The 2373-nt window shown below is 22.1% G+C and carries 3 protein-coding genes; 1 reads left to right on the forward strand and 2 read right to left on the reverse strand.

Annotated elements, in window-relative coordinates; genetic code table 4:
- Together C6B38_RS02220 and C6B38_RS02225 are read right to left on the reverse strand one after the other, a co-directional pair.
- On the reverse strand, positions 1-226 hold a 226-nt coding region (locus C6B38_RS02220), incomplete at its 3' end, for a hypothetical protein (RefSeq protein ID WP_146693263.1).
- 2 nt (positions 227-228) lie between these two features.
- Complete coding sequence (locus tag C6B38_RS02225; protein WP_105298486.1) at positions 229-624, reverse strand: hypothetical protein; 396 nt, start codon at positions 622-624, stop codon at positions 229-231.
- A 302-nt stretch (positions 625-926) separates the two neighbouring features.
- Between C6B38_RS02225 and C6B38_RS02230 the strand changes: the two genes are divergently transcribed.
- Complete coding sequence (locus C6B38_RS02230) at positions 927-1904, forward strand: IS30 family transposase (RefSeq protein ID WP_105298487.1); 978 nt, start codon at positions 927-929, stop codon at positions 1902-1904.
- Positions 1905-2373 lie beyond the last annotated feature (469 nt).

Consider the following 2373-nt stretch of genomic DNA (forward strand, 5'->3'; position numbering starts at 1 on the left):
ACATACTAGCAATTATACAAATTGGTTCTTTAATTAATAAACTAATTTTTAATAATTCACCAAACATTTTAATATTTGAAATAGTCTTACCACTATATCGTGTTCCAATTTGATTAATTTCATTAACTAACTCATATTTCTTAGCAAATGGATATTTATTACCAATACTACTATTTTGTAATAACCAATAAGGAATTTCTAACAAATAAGTAAAATGATTAAGCATTATTATTTTTCCTTATCATCATTTTTAATATCTCTAATATCAGTTTGTAAATTAACTATTATTGGTTGTTGATTATTTAAGTTTAATTCTTTTTCAAGTTCTTTTTCTTGTAGTGAATATTTATAATTAAATGCTCGTTGTCAATATAATTTAGCACCATCAGGTGATTTCATCATAAAATTAATTATTTCACTTTCAATTCTATCAACTTGTCGTTCAAGCAAAGGAACTATCTTTTCGCTCGCATAAGTATCATATCTTCACTTGCGAGAAAGATTGAATTCATTGGTTAAATCATTCAAAGTATATGGTTTATTAGGTGATTTATTTTGCCAAAATTCATCTATTTTACGATAGAATGTTCGTAAACTTGCTGTTTTTGGATTAAATTCTTTCATTTTTTACTCCTTTTTGCATATTAAAATTGCTAKTATTTAAACAATATGGTTAAATAAAAGAGTATATCAAACTTATCAAGAACTAAAAACTTATCACAATGTATTAAAGAACTTAATATTATTTTTATTATGTTTATTTTACAATTAAAAAAAGACTTTTTCAAGTCTTTTTTTTGTAAAACAAGTATAGAGACAGATATTCGCAACTTGTTATAAATTAATTGTATAACTTTAAAAATAATTGTCAATAGTTTTTTAAAAATAGTGTATAAATAATTTTAAAAAGATTGGAGACAGAATATATGAAAGATTATACACATCTAAAATATGATGAGCGTGATTTATTTAAGGATTTATTATTTTCTAATGCTTGTAAAAAGAAAAATGGTACGCTTAATTTATCTGAAATTGCAAGACAAACAAATCGCAGTGTGAATACTGTTAAAAGAGAAATTAAGCGATTTAAAAATATAGAAGATTATACAGCAATAGAAGCACAAAAAGATTACAAAAGAAAGCGTAAAAAATGTATTAAAAAACTACCTACTTTTACAGAAGAACAATTAAATTTTATTCATCTGAGATTTAATGTTTATCATGATTCACCAGCAGAAATTATTCAGCGTTTTTTAATAAAGTTTGGTGTTAAATTTCCTGCTTGTCTTAAAACATTTTATAAATGAATTCGTTTAGGTGAATTTGGATTAAAAAAAGAAAATTTACGATATCGTGGTAAAAAATTTAAAACAAAAGGAAAAAAAGATAATCGTGGTAAATTAACTGATTTTAAGTCAATTTGAGATATTGAAAATAAAGTTTCTAATGTTGGTTGATTAGAAATGGATACTGTTGTTGGAAAAGAACATTTATCTAGTTGTTTAGTTTTAGCAGAACAATCAAGTAAAAAATATTTTGTAATAAAATTAGAAAATCATACTGCTAATGAAGTTTTTGAAAAGTTTAAAGATATTGTTATAAAAAATAATTTAATTGGAAAAATTAAAGGAATAATAACAGATAGAGGTAAAGAATTTAGTAAATGACGAGAAATGGAAATATTTGCTGAAACACAAGTTTATTGTTGTGATGCTGGTTCACCACAACAAAAACCTTTAATTGAATATATGAATAGTGAATTTAGACATTGATTTCCTAAGGGCACAGATTTTAATATGGTTAGTCAGAAAAGAATAGATTGAGTAGTTAATGTAATAAATGATAAACTCCGACCGTGTTTAAATTGAATAAGTGCAAAAGAAATGTTTTTACAGAATATTTAAATAAATTTATTAATTAAAATTAATAAATGCTTTTTTAGTGTGTTTAAATATGGTTAAATTAAGTTATATTTATAAAATATTTTAATTTTTTAAAAAAAGAGTTGCATTTGTTAAAAATGATGTTATCATCAAATTAACAAGAGACAGATTTTGCTACTTGTATTTACAGGATTCCTGTTTATATATTGTTTATCTATAGTTTATTTATTGTTTAATAAACATTGTTATATTTAATGTTTATCTATTGTTTATTTAATGTTTATATATTGTTTATTTAATGTTTATATATTGTTTATCTATTGTTTATTTAATGTTTAATAAACATTGTTATTAACATTATTAAAAATATAAAATAGTAAAAATTGGCACACTGAAAAATACTATTAACAAGTTTAATAAAAGAAATATAAAATTAAAATTAATAAATCAAATAACATAACTAGTGTGCCATAGATGAGTTATTCATCTT

Source organism: Spiroplasma sp. ChiS (genome assembly GCF_002968355.1).
GTDB classification, from domain to species: domain Bacteria; phylum Bacillota_I; class Bacilli_A; order Mycoplasmatales; family Mycoplasmataceae; genus Spiroplasma; species Spiroplasma citri.